At 46.0% G+C, this 18567-nt stretch carries 18 protein-coding genes; 14 read left to right on the plus strand and 4 right to left on the minus strand.

All coding sequences use genetic code 11. From position 1 onward, the window contains the following. Positions 1 to 44: 44 nt before the first annotated feature. The gene (locus HOP45_RS03495; RefSeq protein ID WP_181347523.1) at positions 45 to 1079 is read right to left on the minus strand and encodes a zinc-binding dehydrogenase; all 1035 of its coding nucleotides are present in this window, start codon (positions 1077 to 1079) and stop codon (positions 45 to 47) included. 231 nt (positions 1080 to 1310) lie between these two features. Between HOP45_RS03495 and HOP45_RS03500 the strand changes: the two genes are divergently transcribed. The 3 genes from HOP45_RS03500 (at position 1311) to HOP45_RS03510 (ending at position 5856) form a co-directional block, all read left to right on the plus strand. Further along, the gene (locus tag HOP45_RS03500) at positions 1311 to 3026 is read left to right on the plus strand and encodes an ABC transporter ATP-binding protein (RefSeq protein ID WP_181347524.1); all 1716 of its coding nucleotides are present in this window, start codon (positions 1311 to 1313) and stop codon (positions 3024 to 3026) included. A gap of 1 nt (position 3027) precedes the next feature. Then, the gene (locus HOP45_RS03505; protein WP_181347525.1) at positions 3028 to 4851 is read left to right on the plus strand and encodes an ABC transporter ATP-binding protein; all 1824 of its coding nucleotides are present in this window, start codon (positions 3028 to 3030) and stop codon (positions 4849 to 4851) included. A gap of 441 nt (positions 4852 to 5292) precedes the next feature. Next, positions 5293 to 5856, plus strand: coding sequence for a M15 family metallopeptidase (locus HOP45_RS03510; RefSeq protein WP_370457940.1), 564 nt, complete (start codon positions 5293 to 5295; stop codon positions 5854 to 5856). 28 nt (positions 5857 to 5884) lie between these two features. Here HOP45_RS03510 and HOP45_RS03515 read toward each other — a convergent pair whose 3' ends face one another. After that, positions 5885 to 6781, minus strand: coding sequence for a DUF899 family protein (locus HOP45_RS03515; RefSeq protein ID WP_219914464.1), 897 nt, complete (start codon positions 6779 to 6781; stop codon positions 5885 to 5887). Between the two features lie 173 nt (positions 6782 to 6954). Here HOP45_RS03515 and HOP45_RS03520 point away from each other — a divergent pair, with 173 nt between their 5' ends. From HOP45_RS03520 to HOP45_RS03535, 4 genes are read left to right on the plus strand one after another with little or no spacing between them, the layout of a single operon-like run. Further along, a complete protein-coding gene (locus HOP45_RS03520; RefSeq protein ID WP_181347784.1) occupies positions 6955 to 7863 on the plus strand; it encodes an NAD(P)/FAD-dependent oxidoreductase in 909 nt (302 codons plus the stop codon). Between the two features lie 36 nt (positions 7864 to 7899). Beyond that, the gene (locus HOP45_RS03525; protein WP_181347527.1) at positions 7900 to 8889 is read left to right on the plus strand and encodes a Gfo/Idh/MocA family protein; all 990 of its coding nucleotides are present in this window, start codon (positions 7900 to 7902) and stop codon (positions 8887 to 8889) included. A 36-nt stretch (positions 8890 to 8925) separates the two neighbouring features. Then, positions 8926 to 9786 carry a hypothetical protein gene (locus HOP45_RS03530; protein WP_181347528.1) on the plus strand — a complete coding sequence of 287 codons (861 nt, stop codon included), beginning with the start codon at positions 8926 to 8928 and terminating at the stop codon, positions 9784 to 9786. Beyond that, positions 9779 to 10015: a hypothetical protein gene (locus HOP45_RS03535; RefSeq protein WP_181347529.1), complete on the plus strand. Its 237-nt coding sequence runs from the start codon at positions 9779 to 9781 to the stop codon at positions 10013 to 10015. Before HOP45_RS03530 ends, HOP45_RS03535 begins: the two co-directional genes overlap by 8 nt. A gap of 398 nt (positions 10016 to 10413) precedes the next feature. Here HOP45_RS03535 and HOP45_RS03540 read toward each other — a convergent pair whose 3' ends face one another. After that, the gene (locus HOP45_RS03540) at positions 10414 to 11814 is read right to left on the minus strand and encodes a tetratricopeptide repeat protein (protein WP_181347530.1); all 1401 of its coding nucleotides are present in this window, start codon (positions 11812 to 11814) and stop codon (positions 10414 to 10416) included. A gap of 259 nt (positions 11815 to 12073) precedes the next feature. Between HOP45_RS03540 and HOP45_RS03545 the strand changes: the two genes are divergently transcribed. From HOP45_RS03545 to HOP45_RS03575, 7 genes are all read left to right on the plus strand, one after another. Continuing rightward, positions 12074 to 13078, plus strand: coding sequence for a substrate-binding domain-containing protein (locus HOP45_RS03545; RefSeq protein ID WP_181347531.1), 1005 nt, complete (start codon positions 12074 to 12076; stop codon positions 13076 to 13078). A gap of 47 nt (positions 13079 to 13125) precedes the next feature. After that, positions 13126 to 14079 (plus strand): sugar kinase, encoded by a 954-nt coding sequence (locus tag HOP45_RS03550; protein ID WP_181347532.1) that lies wholly within the window; start codon positions 13126 to 13128, stop codon positions 14077 to 14079. A gap of 15 nt (positions 14080 to 14094) precedes the next feature. Further along, on the plus strand, positions 14095 to 14748 hold the full coding sequence (hxlA, locus tag HOP45_RS03555) for a 3-hexulose-6-phosphate synthase (RefSeq protein ID WP_181347533.1): 654 nt from the start codon (positions 14095 to 14097) through the stop codon (positions 14746 to 14748). Further along, entirely contained in the window at positions 14714 to 15271 is a 558-nt protein-coding gene (gene hxlB, locus HOP45_RS03560; RefSeq protein WP_255437473.1) for a 6-phospho-3-hexuloisomerase, read from the plus strand. Before hxlA ends, hxlB begins: the two co-directional genes overlap by 35 nt. A gap of 159 nt (positions 15272 to 15430) precedes the next feature. Further along, positions 15431 to 16465 (plus strand): TRAP transporter substrate-binding protein, encoded by a 1035-nt coding sequence (locus HOP45_RS03565; protein ID WP_181347534.1) that lies wholly within the window; start codon positions 15431 to 15433, stop codon positions 16463 to 16465. Positions 16466 to 16556: 91 nt separating this feature from the next. Continuing rightward, entirely contained in the window at positions 16557 to 17036 is a 480-nt protein-coding gene (locus HOP45_RS03570) for a TRAP transporter small permease (protein WP_181347535.1), read from the plus strand. Next, complete coding sequence (locus tag HOP45_RS03575) at positions 17033 to 18322, plus strand: TRAP transporter large permease (RefSeq protein WP_181347536.1); 1290 nt, start codon at positions 17033 to 17035, stop codon at positions 18320 to 18322. Before HOP45_RS03570 ends, HOP45_RS03575 begins: the two co-directional genes overlap by 4 nt. Before the next feature lie 51 nt (positions 18323 to 18373). Here HOP45_RS03575 and HOP45_RS03580 read toward each other — a convergent pair whose 3' ends face one another. Further along, positions 18374 to 18526, minus strand: a complete 153-nt coding sequence (locus HOP45_RS03580; RefSeq protein ID WP_181347537.1) for a hypothetical protein — start codon at positions 18524 to 18526, stop codon at positions 18374 to 18376. Positions 18527 to 18567 lie beyond the last annotated feature (41 nt).

The following is an 18567-nucleotide window of genomic DNA, read 5'->3' on the forward strand; positions in this document are numbered from 1 at the left end:
TTTTGGTTTTTTAAGAGGCGTTCTATCACTCAACGAATAAGGACTTAAGGGAGCAAGACGATCTTTCCTAACTTCCCTCTATTTTTAAAATAAACTTGAGCGTCGCTCGCTTTTTCCAAAGGAAAGGTATGATCAATAACGGGCTCGATTTTACCTGCTGAAATGGCTTTAAGCATGTCTTTATATTCTGCTCTGGTCCCCAGTACAGAACCATACAAGGTAATATGTTTTAAATATACTGTTCTAAAGTCAAGATTAGTTTGTTGTCCCCCGGCAGAACCGGAAATACAGAATTTCCCTCCTTTTTTCAGAACATGAAGGGAGGTGGAAAATAAAGCATCTCCTACTACATCTAAGACAGCGTCAATCGGCCCGTCATTCACGTTTAAAATGTCTTCGGCAAGCTTATCGGACCTGTAAGACAACACATGTGTCGCTCCTAGTTCCTTCATTTTTTCTTCATCTTCTAGATCACCGATGATAGCAATAACGTTAGCTCCAAAGACTTTTGAGGCAATTTGCACATTCAAGGATCCAACTCCCCCATTGGCCCCCGTTACCATAACCGTTTCTCCAGGTTGAGCATCTATTTGTTTGACCATGTGCCAGGCTGTTAGGCCGCTGACCGAAAAAACTGCACTGTCTGAATAGCTTGATAAAGGCATATCAAAACAAAGATCTGCTGGCCAGACTACGTATTCAGCATAACCGCCATCATATTCGGACCCTATGAAGGACATATCCGCTGAGATGTGTTCAGTTCCTTCTTCTCCACTAGATGTGAATGGAAATAAAACAACATTTTTTCCTGACATGCCGTCGTCTACTTGCTCACCAACTTGAACAACCTCCCCGGATATGTCTGAGCCGGGAATACGTGGGAAGTGCACGCCTTCTGGCCGCCAACCAGACTGGGAACCTGTCCCATAGGCGCCTTCTCTCATCCAGATTTCCGTATTATTAATCGCGCAAGCTTTTACTTTCACAAGCACTTCATGTTCTTTAGGTTCGGGTTTTGGCATATCGACTACTTTTAACTGATCGACATCTCCATAGCCTGTTACGTGTACCGCTCTCATGAAATCATCCCCTTTTTTCAAATTCTAAATGTATTATGCTCTCCTGAATTGCGTACGATTCAAATGGTCCCCCTACTCCAGTTGTATTATTGTTCAACATCTTATTTTAATCAAATGTTCTGTTTTTGCTGCTCCCATCATTCATCGAGAGGGTTGTTTATATCGAGTTAAAAGGAAGGAAATATGCTATATTGAATTGAGAATAGAGTTTGATTAACGGAGGAAAGCCTTATGCTTCGGATGTTTTCATACATACATACGTATAAAAGGGCGGCCATCATTGCCCTGTTGCTTATGCTCATCGAACTCGCCGTGGAGCTCGTCCAGCCGTTGTTTATGGCGCGTATTATTGATGACGGCATCATGCAGGAAGATTTTTCAGTTGTTGCCAAGTGGGGAGGTGTGTTGATCGGTTTGTCACTCCTTGCGTTTGCAGCTGGTATTACGAATTCGTTTTTTGCCGCGCACGCCAGTCAGGGAGTCGGTCATGATGTGAGACGCGATCTGTTTGCCAACGTGCAATCGTTCACGCGTGCTAACTTCCACAATTTTTCTACGCCTACGCTCATCACCAGGATGACCAATGACGTGATCCAAATTCAAAACGTATTATTTATGGGGCTGCGCATTGCCCTGCGTGCACCGCTGTTCATTATCGGCGGCATGGTCATGGCTTTTATCGTTCATGCCACATTAGCGTTGCTCTTGTTAATAGCTGTACCGTTGTTGCTGTTATTTTTATTTTGGATCTTGACTCAGGGGGTCAAGCTTTTTCGCCTTGTGCAACATAAATTGGATGACGTCAACACGGTGATCCGTGAAAACTTGGCTAACGTCCGTTTAATAAAAGGATTTAATCGCGGCCATTATGAAGCGAGTCGTTTTGAACGCATTAATACATATCTCAAGGAAAAAAATAAGCATGCACTCTGGATGATGGAGGTTGCGATGCCGGTGGTTATGCTGGGTATGAATGCCGTGATCGTGATTATCCTTTGGGTCGGAGCGGTCGAATTGAATATGGGCAGCGCGCAGGCAGGGGAAATCGTAGCCGTCATTAATTATGCGACACGGATCATGTTCACCTTTTCTGTTTTCACTTTTCTCATCATGACATTTTCTCGCGGAAAGGCTTCGGCTCACAGAATTGAAGCCGTCCTCCAGGAAGAAGGTGAGAAAGAAGATGCGCCCACTGCAGTCAAGCCGCCTATCGCTGGCTCGATCCAATTTGAAGATGTATCGTTTTCCCATTTCTCTCATCAGGCGAATGGTTTAAACCATATTACATTTCAGGCTGAACAAGGCGAAACGATCGGCATCCTGGGCGAAACGGGATCCGGTAAATCATCCTTGCTGCATCTCGTGCCCCGGTTATTGAAACCGACACACGGACGCATTCTCATAGATAACACCGACACTGCAGAGATGAGCATGGACCATTTACGGAAAAACATCAGTCTCGTGCCACAGGAAGCGCATTTATTTTCGGGAACGATCGAGGAAAATATCGGATGGGGAAAAGAAGATGCAGAGAGCGCTGACATTATGGCAGCTGCCAAGATGGCGCAAATTCACACATTTATCACCACGCTTCCGGACGGATACCAGACGCGTTTAGGCCAAAAAGGCGTCACGTTATCAGGGGGACAGAAGCAACGTTTATCGATCGCGCGTGCCCTGGTCCGCGAGCCGAAGATATTGATGCTCGATGATAGCACAAGTGCACTGGATGCTCATACAGAAGCCCGTCTGCTCACAGAATTGAACGAGCAGCAATGTACGGTATTAATCGTGGCCCAAAAGATCAGTTCCTTGCAAGCGGCCGACCGTATCATCGTGCTTCATAACGGAGAGATCATCGCACAGGGCGCTCATTCGACGTTGTTGAAAGAAAGTGCCTATTACCAGAAGATTTATCATTCTCAGCAGTCCGGGGAGGTGATGTAGGATGCGAAAATCTTCATCCTCACAGTCATTCAACCATCCGCATCGTCGCCATCAAGGCATAGGAACACCTTCGCCCACGGTTCACAATATGAAAGCGACCTTGCTCAGGATTTGGGGATATATGGAAGGGGAAAAGCGATTATTTTGGTTCGTGGTGGCGATTATCGCTATCAGCTCAATTCTTTCGCTGCTTGGCCCCTATCTTCTCGGCATGGCCGTCGATCAAGTCATTGCGGACCCGGAGACGGACACCCTCGTGACAATGGCGGTCTTGTTGATGACAAATTATCTGCTTCATTCGGTTAGTTTATGGCTGCAAAATTATTGGATGATCGGCATTGCCCAAAACACGGTGTATCACATGAGAAACCATTTGTTCACCCATTTACAGCGTCTGCCGATTTTGTTTTTCCAGGAGCGTCAACAAGGTGATTTGATGAGCAGGCTGACCAATGATATGGAAAACGTCAGCCGGACGCTGAATACGGCGGTCGTCCAATTTACGACAAGCATCCTCACCATTACGGGCACGTTAGGGGTTATGCTATGGCTGAGCCCTATGCTTACAGTTTTAACATTGACGATCGTTCCCGTGATGTATTACGGCATGAAATGGATCACGAAACGAACCGGGCGATTTTTTAAACAACAGCAGAGCCACCTCGGTGACGTGAATGGCTACGTGGAAGAAATGTTTTCTGGCCAGACGATTATTTCAATGTTTTCTCAAGAAGAACGGGTGAAAGCTGAGTTTGCGGAAAAAAATAAAGCTTTATGCGATGCGGCTTATTGGGCACAAACGTATTCAGGCTTCATTCCTAAACTGATGAATATGCTCAATAACATCAGTTTTGCGATTATCGTGGGCGCAGGTGGCATACTTGCACTCAATGGATTTATTTCCATCGGGGTCATCGTGACGTTCACAACATACTCCCGGCAGTTCACGCGGCCGTTAAATGATCTTGCAAATCAATACAATATGATTCTGTCTGCGGTTGCTGGTGCTGAGCGCGTGTTTCACATCATTGATCAAACAGAGGAGCAAGCTGACGAAACAAAAGCGGAGCCGATTGGCAGAATGGCGGGAGATGTCACGTTTGAAGAGGTCTCTTTTGCTTATAAGGAAGGGGAGACCATTTTAAACAACATCAACTTTCATGCTGCGCCTGGGGAAACGATTGCGCTAGTCGGGCCGACTGGAGCGGGTAAAACGACGATCATCTCCTTATTGTCCAGGTTTTATGAGGCAAATGAAGGCGTTATTAAAATTGATGGGAAGCCGATCAATTCAATCACGCGTGAGAGTCTCCGCAGCCAAATGGGTGTCGTGTTGCAAGATGCTACTTTATTTAATACAACAATTCGCGAAAATATCCGCTACGGCCGATTAGACGCAACCGATGAAGAAGTAATGGCGTCGGCAAAAGCGGCTTATGCCCATGGGTTCATCAGTAACCTCCCTGAAGGATATGAAACGGTGCTGGACGCTGACGGCCAAGGGATCAGTCATGGCCAACGCCAGTTGTTATCCATTGCCCGCGCCATGCTGGCAAACCCCTCGCTGCTTATTTTGGATGAAGCGACAAGCAGTATCGATACCGTAACCGAAATGAAAATAAATGACGCACTTAAGACGCTCCTGCAAGGACGTACGACATTTGTCATTGCCCATCGTTTGAACACGATTCGTTTCTCAGATCAGATTCTGGTGATCGAAGGCGGGGAGATTATCGAAAAAGGGATTCACCAGACCCTCCTGGAAGCTGACGGTCCCTACGCTGACCTTGTCCGGGCCCAGCAAAAAGAGGACTCTGTCATGTAGAACCAAAAGCCTCATCAGTTTAGAACGAACGCGGTGGTATGATAGTGTATTGATAAAGTTCCGTTACTATAAGGGAAAGGGGTGGCTTTGAACAACTCGCTTTCCTGCGGGGAACCGGCGAACCTATTCGCGCAACGATTCTCACCTATGAGACTTTTTGTCACGTGAAGCAGAGCATTTTTTCCGTTCTACTCACAAAAGCAGGAAGGGCAGGGAAATTGCGAGACTCCTGTGGGATGCACATGATTGGTGAGATCCCGCAAGGCGAAGCCTGAGGAAGCTCACCACATGCCCACGGAAAGCGAGTGATTTCCCTGCCCTTCAAACGCCATCCTCAGCTAACGGAAATCACCAGGATATTAAAGTGTAGCTTCTTTGGCGGAACATATAGGGTACAGAGCTTTAAACGTAAACAATATAAATGAAAAGGGGTCAGTCCGTGTGGGTACCAAACTACTTCATCTCAGCATTTGGCTTTTTCTCATCGGTACCGGCCTGGTTGTCATCCTCTATTTAATAGACAATCAAGGGCCCCAGCTCGGCTCACCGCAGACATACGAACCTTTGCCGACCGAACTGCACCCGGAGGTAGCAGAACGAAGGGAACAGTTAGTCGAACGGGCAGAGAAACGGGGCATTTCGGTCGTGATCACGGATGGTCATCGTACGAAAGAAGAGCAGAATGAATTATACGAACAAGGACGCTCGCGTGGCGGGGAAGTTGTCACCAATGTAAGAGGCGGGGACTCCTACCATAACTACGGCTTAGCGATCGATTTTGCTTTGCGTTTGGATAACGGTAATGTCGTGTGGGATATGGAGCACGACGGTAATCAAAACGGTGAATCCGATTGGATGGAAGTTGTTGAGATTGCTAAAGATCTAGGATTCGAATGGGGAGGCGAGTGGCCAGGGTTTAAAGATTACCCCCATCTCCAAATGGATTTCGGTTTGAGCATAAGAGAATTACGAAATGGGAAACGGCCGCCTGACGATCCGTCATAACTCGGATGTCAGTGCGACCGTTTTTTGTTTACGAATTGGATTCATAGAGGTGAAACTTTAATCCATAAGGATCGCTGATCATAAGGCTTTTGCTGCTGTATTCTTTCGTTATATTACAGCCTGCATTCAGCAGCATTTCTCTGCTTTTTTCAATATTCTCGACCGTCAATTCAAAATACACGCGACCGCTTTCGTTATTTTCCAGATAGAGGTTAACGCCGCTGATCGACAGTTTGGTTTCATTATCAAAAATTTTCTCAACCTTCATGCCCATGGTATTTTCATAAAAGTCCAACGCATTTTCATAATCATGGACTTGAATCGCTATGTTATTGGTTAGCTCAAACGGGCTTTCCGACGTGATTTTGCTCGCGGGGCGAAAATCAGTGGATCCGGAAGGCAATAGATCAAACAAATGCCAGACGGAACAAAAGTTATCGCCGGGGCCGAAACGAGCCTGAGCTATTCGGTAGACGTCACCGTTTTGGTCAAGGCGGAATGTGGAGACGCCGGGGCGATTGCGACCATGTTCGGCGAACCCCATATCTTCTGTAAAACGGCTCCCTGTCGTGGAGATGATCGGAAATGTCCATCTTCTGACGGCAGCGAAATCGGCCTGGACGGGCGGGGTGTCAGGCGTGGCGACCACAAACGCCGCTTTTGTTTTAATGTGATGATAGACCCCATTAAATCCATCTGCCCACATCGTGCAGTAAGAGCATGATTTGCCCATATTGTGAATGACGATCAACTCTTTTTTATCGTGAAAAAGCTCTTGCAGTGTGACTCGTTCGCCTTGAGCGGTTAAAAACGGATAGTTTTCTACTTTTACCTCCGGAACGTTTTGCCGAAGCTCTGCCAACCGCTGCTTTTTTTCGTGAAGTTCATTCTCAAGCTGTACGATTTCAGCATGAATATTTTCCAACCCATTCACTTCCTTATGTGTATTATGTATTCATTCGATAAATGATGAAGAAAACCTTTATTTTGGCGAGGAAAGTGCATGTTAAGAAGGAGAATTCAATTAATGTTGGTAAAGGACAGGTCTCTTAAAGTAGAATGGAGACAAAAGAGAACGTCCTGACTTGCCAGGAAAGGATGGAGCACGTGGCAAAATACGAATGCATCATAGTCGGGGGCGGGATAGGCGGCCTGCAAGCTGCTATCCAATTAGGACGTTATCAACATGAGGTGCTTGTTATTGATTCTAACCAAGGGCGTTCAACAATATGCCATAGCTATCATAGTATTCTTGGGTGGCCAGATGGCGTCAGCGGGCACAAACTACGTGAGGTTGGTCAAAGTCAGGCGCGCAACCTCGGTGTAACATTCCACCAGGATGTGGTCGTGACGGCGGAAAAGCACGCCACAGGATTTTCAGTGATAACGGAAAAAGGGGAATACTTCGAGGCCGAACGGCTGTTATTGGCAACAGGAGTGGTCGATCGCATTCCATTCCAAGCCATTTACCCTTGCCTTGGCCATACCGCTTTTGTATGCCCGGACTGTGACGGTTATGAAGTGATTGACAAAAAGACGATGGTGTTAGGCTCGGGTAATGCAGGAGCAAACATGGCGCTGGCGTTAACGTATTTCACGTCAGACCTCGTTTATATTAATGATGAGCAGCAGGATATCTCGTCCGAAAAAAAGGAGGCGTTACGTCATCACCGCATTCCCGTTTACTCAAAACAGGTAGCTACCGTAATGGTCAATGGTGAAAATGTGCAAGGCGTACAGATATCAAATGGGGAGATGTTGTTTGCAGATCGTGCGTTCCTTGCGTATGGCGGTAATGAAGTCAAGTCCCAGTTAGCGGAACAATTAGGGGTTAAGCTGCACCGGAATCAGCACATTCTCGTCGACCCCCGCACTAAAATGACAGATGTTGACCACGTCTGGGCGGCCGGTGATGTCGTCGCTCATTCGGAGCAAGTGACGATTGCTATGGGCGATGGGATGCAGGCAGCCATTTGGATACACAAAAGCTTGCTCAGTGATAAATAAATTCAGGGTCACCATATAATAGAAGGGATGAGTAGGATGGTCCGATTCGGTATCATTGGCACGAATTTCATTACAGAACGGTTGCTCGATCATATTAAAGGCTACAGTGAGTTTTCCTTAGCAGCTATTTACTCCCGGACCGAAGAAAGAGCGTCAGAGTTTGCACGTCAATACGGTGTCGAGACGACGTTTACAAATCTTGAAGACATGGCGAACAGCCCTGAGGTCGATGCTGTTTATATCGCGAGCCCTAATGCGCTCCATAGCAAACAATCGATCATGATGATGGAGCACGGGAAGCACGTGTTATGCGAAAAACCGCTCGCATCCAATGAAAAAGAAGCGGCCGCTATGATTAAGGCTGCGCAGGAAAATGACGTCGTGTTGATGGAAGCCATGAAAACGACGCTGCTGCCAAGTTTTACGAACATGACAAACTATCTCCCTAAGATAGGTAAAATACGCCGTTATTGCGCTAATTATTGCAAGTATTCTTCCCGCTATGATGCTTACCGGGATGGGAAAAACGTGAATACCTTCAACCCGAAATTTTCAAATGGCTCCCTAATGGACCTCGGCGTGTATTGCCTGTATCCGATGGTGGTGTGGTTTGGAGAACCAGACAGCATTAAAGCGAACGGTGTGAAGCTTGCTTCCGGCGTTGACGGCGAAGGCAGCCTGGTTGCTTCTTATGAAGAAAGAGGAATGGAGGCAGTGATCACGCATTCGAAAATTTCCGATTCCTTCACTCATTCTGAAATCCAGGGCGAAGACGGCAGCATCTTGATCGATAATATCTCGGACCCCACGCACATAGAATTAAAGTATAGAGATGGCAACATCGAACTTATCCATGAATTAGAAAAGCCGTCGATGTTTTATGAAGTCCAAGAATTTATTGAACGCATCAAAACCGGGGAGCACCAATCAACTCTCAACTCTCATAAACATTCGTTGATCACAATGCGTATTCTCGATGAAGCCCGTGCGCAAATGGGAGTTGAATATCCGGCTGATTCGGAGTGATTTCAAGCCAGATTATTGGGTGAAGGGGAGACCAAGATGGAAGATCTGATTCCGACGAGCTTGCGGACCTTAATCGCAGCGATTTCGTTGGCAGCAGGCTTTATTTTTTTATTTTTATCGTTGAATAGCAAAATTCGCACCCATGCGTTAAAGGGTGCTAGCATGTTGTTCCTGCTGGGCATCAGTTTGTTTGCACATAACGTCTGGTGCTATTTTGCCGCTATCTTTATAATGGCCACCACTCTCACGAAGCTTGATTTTTTACAAAACCTGGCGGCGATTATTAGAGGAAATAAGGAATACTTTGAATACCGAAAAGAATTTGTCTCCAATGAAGAGGTCCTGATGCGGAAAACAGAAGAGCTGAAGCAATTCGATTCGGTCAAAACCACAGCTGGCGTGTCCGATGAGGCAGAGCATGATACAAGTCGGCACCAAGGCTTGTATCCCGCCCAATTAGCGCTGCTTGCGGAAGAATGCGCCTTTAAAGCGATCGAAAATAATGTTCAGCATAACATCCAGCGCCATATCCGTATCAGTAAAGGAGAAAGCGCCCTTGATCTCGATGGCTTACTTGAACTTGATGTCAAAGATGTCATGATCTATTCTAAGGTCCACTTAGAATCCCCGCTTCCGCCTAGTGTCCTATTGAGCTCTGTCGATCAGTGGCTGGATTATATGACGCAATACCAGAGCATTACCCAGAAAAAGAAACCCGTTGAAATAGCGCTGATCATCGTAAACACATTTGAAAACGAAACAAAGGAAGAATTGCTTTATAAACTGAAAGAACAACAGCTGGAAAATAGCTCTATTGACTGGCAGTTTTGGCTCTACACCTTTGAAGAGTTAGGATTGACCCCGTCCCACGAAAGAGGGGAGAAGCAGGATGCCTGATCCAGGCGTTCTGCTTTTTTTGATGATGAAGGGTGATTTGTATGCAACTAATTTGGAAAGCGATCGTCTTCCTCACGTTTGCGAGCGACATAAGGTGATTTCCATGCAACTTGATCGTATTTATAAGCAACTCAGGTCATATTACCTGCGAAATATCGTCTCTCCTCCACGAATTGCGATGGCTCTGCTAGATCCAGGCGTTCAGCTTTTTCTTGCTCACGAATGGTGAATTGCAGTCAACTTTGCTGAAATACAAACGTCTTCCTTGCGTTTGCAAGCGACATAAGATGATTTCTAGACAACTTGACCCGATTTATAAGCAACTCAGGTAAATTGACCCACAAAATACGGCTTACACCTCCACGAATTGCGATGGCTCTGCCAGATCGAAGCGTTCAGCTTTTCTTGCTCACGAATGGTGATTTGCAGTCAACTTTGCTGAAATACAAACGTCTTCCTCGCTTTTGCAAGCGACATAAGATGATTTCCATGCAACTAGACCCGATTTATAAGCAACTCAGTTCAAATGACCTACATAATATCCCCTCACATCCAAGTGTTGCAATAGCTCTGCTGTAATTTCCCATTAAAAGAGCCCCTGCGCCAGAGCGCAGGGGCTTTGTTGTGCTATGAATTTTTCTTCATTTCATAATACAGCTGTTTATAGGCATCCGCTTTATCGTCCTGCTTCATTAATTCATAACTTTTATATAGCCAGTAGACGGGACTCGGGTCGTTATCATTCAGTTCGCCGCTCCAGCTGAAGCATTGGATGGCTTCATCCAGCTGGTTGAATTCAAAATAGAGTTCACCGAGGCGCTGCTGTTGAGCCGGGTCGGGGTCTTCGGTGAGCTCCATCATGCTGTCTAGTTTGCGGATGGTTGAAAGGGCTCCAGACGTGGATTCGAGCGGTTCCAGCCATTTTCGGACCTCGGCCAAGCTGTGACGGGCCATTAAGACGCTGACTGATTGGTGTAGCAGCTGTTTCGATAATTCGGCGTCGACAGGGAAGAAGGTAACGAGAAATTGGTTCATCTTATCTAAATTGATGCTTTCTGACGTTAAGTCTACACTTTCCACCAGGTTTGCAAGCGTCTTGGCTTGATCCGGCGTTAGGGTGTAGCCGTTGACAATGATCAGATTGAGGGCTTGTTCAGGTTGGTTCAGCTGCATGTATTGCGTTAGCAGGTCGTCGATAAGGGCCGGGAAGTGAGTAGAATGGTTGTACACATCTTCGAGAATGGCCACGTTCTCCTGGGTGGAAAAATGGGTGCTCATCAGTTGTTTGAATAATTGATAGTCGTCCCAGTCAGGGTGATCGACCAGGCGATTGATATACAAGGCTATTTGATCGCGCCAGCGTGCTTGATTGTGAAGGAATGTTTGTAACGCTTGAAAAGACTCGTCATGTTTTCGCTGCTTGAAAAGGTAGGTCTCATAATACAGAGGGTCTTTATGGGATAAAGAGGCGTCAAGCTGTTCATACCAGTCATCATATTTGTTGAATTCAAGTTTATGTTGAAATTGGTAGGTCCAGTCGTTATTGGGGGAGAACTCGCCCAGAATCCGAACGATTTTGTAGCTTTCAAATACTTTGCCATCACGGCGATGCTGGTAAAACAGGGATTGGATAAATTTAAAGAGTTTTTCCTTGGCGATGAAGGATTCAAAGAATGTGGCGATCAATGCTTTTTCATGAGGCGTAAAGGTATCATCCGAACCTTTGAATAAGTGGTTGAAGCTTTGTTTTTTAAAGGTGTTGTTGTCAGGGCAGAGTGAATCGATCAGCGGATGAGGGGCTTGGAAAACGATGCCGTCATTAAAAGCACGGGTGATATGGGAATGGGGGAGCAATTTGACAGCTTTTACGATGTTAAGGTAGTGATCTTTATAGAAGAAGATATAATAGGCATCGCCCTCCTGATCGAATGCTTCGATGATTTTACTTTGGGCGTAGACAGCCATGCATTGAATGGTCAAGGGCGTCGTTTTATTTTTTTCTTTCATGGAAAGCTGGGACTGGGGCATAGTTGGCCTCCTCATTTTTGTGAAAATTGTTAATTCTATTATGGCACATTAACACGCTTCTATCGAATGATTTCCCTTACTATACATATTCGATTAACTGCGGTGAGTATCCTTTTTTGCATTGTCAGATATTTCTTTACTTTAACGGTTGTAAAACGCTTACACAGCATCTATAATGATAACTAAATCGATTTAGTAAACCGATTTAGTGAGCGTATAATCATGAGATTTTCAAACCAATCAGTTTGGAGAATGAAAAATGAAACCGATTACGATAACGGATGTCGCTCAGCACGCCAAAGTCTCCAAAAGTACCGTGTCGCAATACTTGAACAAGCGCTATGACTACATGGGCGAAAGTACGAAATTGCGCATTGAGGACTCGATCAATGAGCTGGGCTACCAACCTAATTATGTTGCTAGAAGTTTGAAACAAAAATCGACCAAGACGATCGGGGTTATCGTCGCCAATATTTTGCATAACTTCTCGACAGAAGTGAGCCGTGCCATTGAAGATGCTTGCCATGTAGATGATTTTCACCTGATAGTGTGTAACGCAGATGACGACCCTCATAAAGAAAAGAAATATATTGATATGCTTCGGGCCAAACAGGTGGACGGGATCATCATTTTTCCAACAGGCGGCAACATCGACCTCTATGAAAAAATGCTGAGAGAAGAGTATCCGGTCGTTTTCGTGGACAGGTCCGTACCCGGTTTGCCGGTTTCATCCATCATGCTGAAAAATGAAAAGGCTGCCAGTATGGCTGTTCAGCATTTCATCACCCGGGGCTACAGACGCATCGCGATTATGACGACAACGTTGACCAGAAGTGTGACCCCGCGTATAGAAAGGATAGAAGGGTATAAAGATACACTGACCCGCTACAAACTTCCTGTTCGCGACGATTACATCAACAGTGTGCCTCGCAGTGACATCCAAATGCAGTTGGATCGCATGCTCCAGTTGGACGATCCGCCTGAAGCGATTCTGGCTGGAAATGATTTAACCTTGATTGAAATTTTGAAATATACGAAACAACATGACATAAAAATACCGGATGAAATAGCCATAATCGGCATTGATGATGTGTCCTTTGCAAGCTTCTACACACCGGCTATTACGACCATCTCGCAGCCGACATTTGAAATGGGGAAAAAAGCGGCTGAATTGCTGCTTTATAAAATCCGCCAACAAAAAGCAGAAGATCAGCACCCGGATTATCGTTTTGAGCCGACATTGATCGAACGCGATTCCGTATAACGAGACAGATATAAAAGGAAACTAGTTCTACCAGGGGGTAAGTTGATATGAATGATGTGATTACGATAGGGGACGGCATGATAACATTCGATCCTGCTTCAAAAGGCCCGATGCGATATGCGCACACATTTGAACGCAAAGTAGGCGGAGCGGAGTTGAATTTCGCGTTAGGCTGTGCCAGATTAGGCTTGAATATCGGTTGGGTCAGCCGGCTTGGCGCCGATGAATTCGGACGTTACATTCATAACTTCATGCGTGGAGAAGGTGTGGATGTTTCAGCGGTTCAACTGGTTGAAGGTTACCCGACCTCCTTGAATTTTAAAGAAATCAAAGGGGACGGCAGCGGCAATACGTTCTATTATCGCGCGAATTCCCCGACGCTGACGTTAACGAAGGACACACTCGATGAAGCGTATGTCACACGCGGGAAACTGCTTCATATTACAGGGGTTTTTGCAGCGGTGGATGCTAACAAAAACGTGGATCTATTACATCACGCTGTAAAACTGGCCAAACAAAACGGCATGCTGGTGTCGTTGGATCCCAACATTCGCTTGAAATTGTGGACTAAAGATGAGGCGAGAGAAGCGCTGAGTACATTGCTTCCTTATGTCGATGTGCTATTGACGGGCGTCGATGAAGCTGAATTACTGTTTGGCGTTACGGATTCTCAGGCGATTATGGAGCACTGCCGCTCGTATAACATTGATACGGTGGCCATTAAAAAAGGTGCCGATGGAGCGGAAGGATACCATAAAGGAGAACACGTGCAAGCTCAGCCCGTCCGTCCGCGCAAAGTAGTAGACACAGTTGGGGCTGGAGATGGCTTTGATGCCGGTTTCATTCACGGCTTCCTGCAGGGTTGGTCGTTAGAAAAAATCCTGCAATTTGCGAATACGATCGGATCCATGGTTGTAAGCGTTGAAGGGGATAATGAAGGATTGCCGTATCTTCATGAAGTGTTAGTGCAGTTAGGTGAAAAAGAGTCAGTTGAGCGATAGTCTGGAGGGATGACGATGAATCTTCAATTAGCACTCGACCGCTTATCCGAAGCGCAATGTTTGCAAATCTTAGATGAGACGGCAGGAGACATAGACTGGATTGAGGTCGGCACCGGGGTCATCAAAGAGTACGGGATGGCGATCGTACGGGAAATCGACCGCACGTACCCTGATCATACACTCGTCGCTGATATGAAGACGTGTGACGCCGGGAAACACGAAGCGAAGCAAGCCTTTGAAGCTGGAGCTGATATTACCACGGTTATGGCGTTTGCATCGGATCAAACCATATTGGACACGCAGGAAGTTGCCCGTGAATATAACGCGCGCGTCATGATTGACTTGCTTGGTGTAACCGACGAAAAACGGATTGTTGAGTTAGAGGCGTTAGGGGTAGATTTGGTCAGCCTCCACTTTGGTAAAGATATGCAGCAAAGAGGAGGATTGGATACAGCAATGTTTGCCCTCGTTGAAGGGCATAACAAACTCGACGTTGCTGTGGCAGGCGGCATTGACCTGGATTCCTTGCCGGAAGTGATCCGTTACCAGCCGGATACCCTTATTGTCGGCAGTGCGATTACGAAGCAGCAAAATCCTGGTGAGGCCGCGAGAAGAATGAAGGGAGTGATACGTCATGATGAAACAAACGATAACAACCGTAGCCAATGAAGTCTCTGACGTTTTGCATCAAGTGGATGAAGAGCAGGCCGTCGGTTTATCACAGCATCTGCAAACGGCTGAGCGTATTTTCATTGCCGGGGAAGGACGATCAGGACTTATGGGTAAGGCCTTCGCCATGCGTTTGATGCATGGAGGGTTTACGGTGTTTGTCACGGGTGAAACCATAACCCCGAGTATCGGCCAAGGAGACCTGCTCGTCGCTATTTCGGGCTCCGGTTCTACTGCTTCCATCGTCCAATTTGCCAATAAAGCAAAAGAAGCAGGTGCCAAGGTTTGCTTAGTGACCACCAATCCTGATGCAGAATTGGCCGGGCGGAGTGATAGTGTTCTTCTTGTACCGGCAGCTACAAAAAAGAGACGCCCGGAGGAACCGGATACCATCCAACCCCTGGGTAATCAGTTTGACCAATCGATTCACTTATTATTGGATGCGATTATCATTCAAACCATGCAGACAAACGAAAACAGTTCATACCAGGACATGACCAATCGTCATGCCAATTTGGAATAAGCGTGACATAAGGATGCTTACATAAAAGGGGGGATACATGGTCAATCAAAAAGAGCAAGAGAAACGTTTTGGTTAATGGAACTGATATAGACGATTGGGAGACGATGAGGGTTTTAGTGTAAGCGGATACAGTTCAAAAATACAGAGGAGGTTCAATCCATGAAAAAACAGTTTTCAGCTTTATTCTTTTTGATGACGACCATCATGCTTGTGCTAGCAGGCTGCGGAGGACAATCCAGCGGCGGAGGTTCAGGAGGGGACGGCGAAGATTCCATTAAAATCGTCGCTGCTCATAATCAAACTTCTCCGGAGAACCCTTACCAGGTTGGTTTAGAAGAGTTCAAGAAAGTGGCGGAAGAAAATGAGGACACGAACATTGAAGTCGAAACTCACGCAGGAACGTTAGGGACAAGTGAGTCAGAGCTGATTGAAAAATTGAAGCTTGGCGGAGCTGATGTAGTCCTTGCCTCACCTGGTTTCATGAGTGAAACAGGTATTGATCAAATTGATTTGTTCGCAACCCCATATATGTTTGACAGTTATGATCACTGGGAGCAAACCGTTGATGGCGAAGTAGGGGATCAAATGGCCGATATCATCAACGAAGAATCCAATAATGACTTTAAACTGCTTGGCTATTGGACAGCCGGTGTTCGTCACTACTACGGAAACGAACCGCTGCAGTCCATTGATGACATCGAGGGTAAGAAGTTCCGGACTCAAACGTCAGGCGTTGTCGCGAACTACTGGAAAGAAACCGGTGCGGTACCGACATCCGTCGCCTGGGGTGAGTTGTACCAAGGTCTGCAGCAGGGTGTTGTAGATGCAGCAGAGAATGCGTATCCTTACTTTGTTCAGGAAAACCACCACAAAACGGATAACGGTAAGTATATTACCGAAACAGGGCATGATTATACGACACGCTTCCTGCTTATCAACGGGAAGAAATTCGATTCTTACTCAGAAGCGCAACAGGAAGCCGTTATGGAAGCAGCCAAAGCATCAGTCGAAGCCGAACGCCAGGAACTTTATGATCAGGAAGAAGAGTACAAGCAACAAGCCATTGATGATGGAGCAGAAGTGAACCAAATCGACCGCCAGCCGTTTATCGAATTGGCGAAACCATTCCAGGATCAAATGGCTGAAGATGCTGGCGTAGAAGATATGCTGCAAAAGATTCGTGATATGAAGTAACAGTATAGAAACTCATCATAGATGAAAGTGTGGAGAGGGCACCCCCTTGTGCCCTTCCCTTTTCTCTTCTTTAAAGGAGGTCAGAACCATTATGTTTATCAAATACCTTGAACGCGTCCAACTCGGAATTGGCGTCTTATGTTTATGTATCTTTTTTGTTGCCATTCTCATCCAGGTGGCCACACGCTTTCTGGGAATTTCCGTCGTGTGGACAGGGGAAGTAGCGAACTATTCCTTTATCTGGGCAGTTTTTATGGGAGCGGCAGTTATGCTCAACAGAAGAGAGCACTTCAAATTTGACTTACTCTTGAAGAAGTTGAAAGGGAAGGTCAGAAGTTCTTTGACCCTGCTAAATGATTTGATTTTACTTGCATTCAGTATTGGTATCTTAAATTACGGTATTTTAGCCGTCCAAAATTTTTGGAACTATAATTGGACATCTTTATCTGAAATGAAAATGGGATATGTTTGGATTTCCATCCCGATCATGGGGGGGACGATGGCGATTTATCTGATCGCCCATATCATCCATAACCTGCGCAATTTTAACCGAGAGGAGGCAGCTGAATGATAGGGGGTCTATTAGTTGGGTTATTCATCATTCTCATGATTATCGGCATTCCGATTGCCTTCGTCATTGGGGTTGTAGCGATGGTCGGCATATTGAATATCCCGTATATTCCTACAGTGACCGTACCCGTCCGCATGTTGAATGGACTGGATTCGTTTGTGTTGATCGCCGTTCCCCTGTTCATTCTCGCTGCTAATTTAATGAACAAGGGTCAAATCTCGCAAAAGCTGATCGACTTTTCGCTTTCTGTGGTTGGTCATATCAGGGGCGGACTCGCTCATGCCAATATCCTCGTCTCCATGCTGTTTGCCGGTGTTTCCGGAGCCTCACAAGCGGATACAGCAGGCGTCGGTAAAATTTTGATTCCGAATATGAAAAAACAGGGCTATGATACGGAGAATGCGGTCGGCATTACAGCAGCATCGTCTACCATTGGTGTCGTCATTCCACCGAGTATTCCGATGATCATTTATGCTGGCTTGACCAACGTGTCTGTCGGCGCCTTATTCTTAGTCGGTATCATTCCTGGTATACTCGTTGGTCTAGGGATGATGGTCGTGGTGTATATGTTCGCTATGAAGCGGGGCTACCCGACGTATCAGCGTGCTTCCTTCAAGAATTTCATGAAGCAGTTTTTCGATACAATTCCGGCTATGCTGACGCCTGTCATTCTGATCGGCGGAATCATCACAGGCATTTTTACAGCGACAGAAGCCGCTGCTTTCGCTTCATTATATACTGTATTCGTCGCCATGTTTTTCTATAAAACATTGAAACTGAAAGACATACCGAATATATTGGTCGATACGCTGACGCTAAGTTCGTTGTCATTGTTTGCTTTAGCGGCGGCAAATGCTCTGGGAGAGTTAATGAGTTATTACCAGCTCTCCACATGGGCAGAACAATTCTTTGCCAATAATATCGATAGCAGATGGGTCTTCATCTTGATCATCATCGCTTTCTTCCTGTTCGTCGGAACATTCATGGATGCGATTCCTGCTATGATTCTCTTTATCCCTGTCATCTTGCCAGTTGCGATGACATTCGATGTAAGCCCGATCCTGCTCGGCATCATTACCGTCATGACCCTTGCGGTAGGGCTGGTGACGCCGCCGTATGGATTGTGCTTGCTGCTTGCTGCCAAAATCGGACGCTTATCGATAGAACGATCGTTTGGGGCGGTGCTCCCTTATATTGCTGTGATCATCGTCGTGTTATTTGCGGTCGCATTCTTCCCGCAGCTGGCTTTCTACCTGCCTGAAAAAATTAATCCGAACCTGTTTTAGCGCAGGACCTGACACCCTTGCTCCTTTATTGGATGCGAGGGTTTTTTATGTTCAGGCTGAATGATCATCTTTCAAAGACTTCTTTAACTCTTCGATAAATCGTTTAACTTCCTTACCACGATAGCCTTCGCCTTTTGATTGAAACGTTTTCAAAATTTTTTCTAATTGATGGGGATCAATTTTAATTCGGTCATTTTCCTTCAAAAAAAGCACCTCCTCGTAACCTGAATTCTCACTATGCATCC

The organism is Thalassobacillus sp. CUG 92003, assembly GCF_013618635.1.
In the GTDB taxonomy this organism is placed as follows: domain Bacteria; phylum Bacillota; class Bacilli; order Bacillales; family Halobacillaceae; genus CUG-92003.

Bases quoted from the DNA above. Each gene is read 5' to 3' on its own strand.
- HOP45_RS03495 (WP_181347523.1), bottom strand. From the start codon at position 1,079: ATGAGAGCGGTACACGTAACAGGCTATGGAGATGTCGATCAGTTAAAA.
- HOP45_RS03500 (WP_181347524.1), top strand. From the start codon at position 1,311: ATGCTTCGGATGTTTTCATACATACATACGTATAAAAGGGCGGCCATC.
- HOP45_RS03505 (WP_181347525.1), top strand. From the start codon at position 3,028: ATGCGAAAATCTTCATCCTCACAGTCATTCAACCATCCGCATCGTCGC.
- HOP45_RS03520 (WP_181347784.1), top strand. From the start codon at position 6,955: ATGGAGCACGTGGCAAAATACGAATGCATCATAGTCGGGGGCGGGATA.
- HOP45_RS03525 (WP_181347527.1), top strand. From the start codon at position 7,900: ATGGTCCGATTCGGTATCATTGGCACGAATTTCATTACAGAACGGTTG.
- HOP45_RS03530 (WP_181347528.1), top strand. From the start codon at position 8,926: ATGGAAGATCTGATTCCGACGAGCTTGCGGACCTTAATCGCAGCGATT.
- HOP45_RS03535 (WP_181347529.1), top strand. From the start codon at position 9,779: ATGCCTGATCCAGGCGTTCTGCTTTTTTTGATGATGAAGGGTGATTTG.
- HOP45_RS03540 (WP_181347530.1), bottom strand. From the start codon at position 11,814: ATGCCCCAGTCCCAGCTTTCCATGAAAGAAAAAAATAAAACGACGCCC.
- HOP45_RS03545 (WP_181347531.1), top strand. From the start codon at position 12,074: ATGAAACCGATTACGATAACGGATGTCGCTCAGCACGCCAAAGTCTCC.
- HOP45_RS03550 (WP_181347532.1), top strand. From the start codon at position 13,126: ATGAATGATGTGATTACGATAGGGGACGGCATGATAACATTCGATCCT.
- hxlA (WP_181347533.1), top strand. From the start codon at position 14,095: ATGAATCTTCAATTAGCACTCGACCGCTTATCCGAAGCGCAATGTTTG.
- hxlB (WP_255437473.1), top strand. From the start codon at position 14,714: ATGATGAAACAAACGATAACAACCGTAGCCAATGAAGTCTCTGACGTT.
- HOP45_RS03565 (WP_181347534.1), top strand. From the start codon at position 15,431: ATGAAAAAACAGTTTTCAGCTTTATTCTTTTTGATGACGACCATCATG.
- HOP45_RS03570 (WP_181347535.1), top strand. From the start codon at position 16,557: ATGTTTATCAAATACCTTGAACGCGTCCAACTCGGAATTGGCGTCTTA.
- HOP45_RS03575 (WP_181347536.1), top strand. From the start codon at position 17,033: ATGATAGGGGGTCTATTAGTTGGGTTATTCATCATTCTCATGATTATC.